The sequence below is a fragment of the Frankia tisae genome, from assembly GCF_025403405.1.
Lineage (GTDB): Bacteria > Actinomycetota > Actinomycetes > Frankiales > Frankiaceae > Frankia > Frankia tisai.
On the sequence record NZ_JANEZT010000771.1, the window covers coordinates 1 to 672 of the forward strand.

Below are 672 nucleotides of genomic sequence, written 5' to 3' on the forward strand. Positions count from 1 at the left end.
GGGACTACCCGAGCGCCCGGCCCGCCGCCGGGGTCGCCCGCCCGGGCCAGGCGGGTGGCCCGGCCGGACCACCACCACCGCCTCGCACGGGCCACCTGCGCCGAAGTGGTAGCGCGGGCGGCGGCGGTCCACGTCGCCGCCGCCCGCGCGGGACACCACGGCCGACCCGCGCCGTTGCGGGCGGCCGTGGTGAGTTCGGGTGGCCTTCGGCCGGTCAGGCCGCCGCGGCCAGCGGGAGCACGGCCCGGGGGAAGCGGTGGATCAACCGGGTCGTGAGCGGACCGCCGTCGAGCATGTCGAGCAGCGCGCCGAGCCGGCGGGGGTCCAGCCGGCCCGACCGGTGCAGGCCTCGCAGCCGCAGCAGACCCGGCAGGTGCGCCTCGATGGCGCGCTGGTCGGGTCGGGGGGCGCCGTCGAGCCAGGCGTCGAACTGCCCGCCGGTCATGATCTCCCACACGATCGTGTCGGCCACGGCGCCGGTGCCGTCGGTGATCGTCACCAGGTGGGGCACCCGGACCAGGTCGTGCAAACCCGCGAGGTCCGGCCGCAGCCCGGCGGTCACCACGTTGGTGGCGAGCCGGGGATCGAGACCGGGTACCGGGCGCCGCAGCACGTTGCGCAGGTGGGAGGCGAAGGCCAGCGCCAGCGCGCTGCGCCCGGGCGGGCTTGGGT

The 672-nt window shown here is 78.1% G+C and carries 1 pseudogene; it reads right to left on the minus strand.

Features of this window, described 5'->3' with window-relative positions:
* Positions 1-214: 214 nt before the first annotated feature.
* Positions 215-672, minus strand: a pseudogene (locus tag NBZ85_RS31605) (hypothetical protein); the annotation flags it as partial.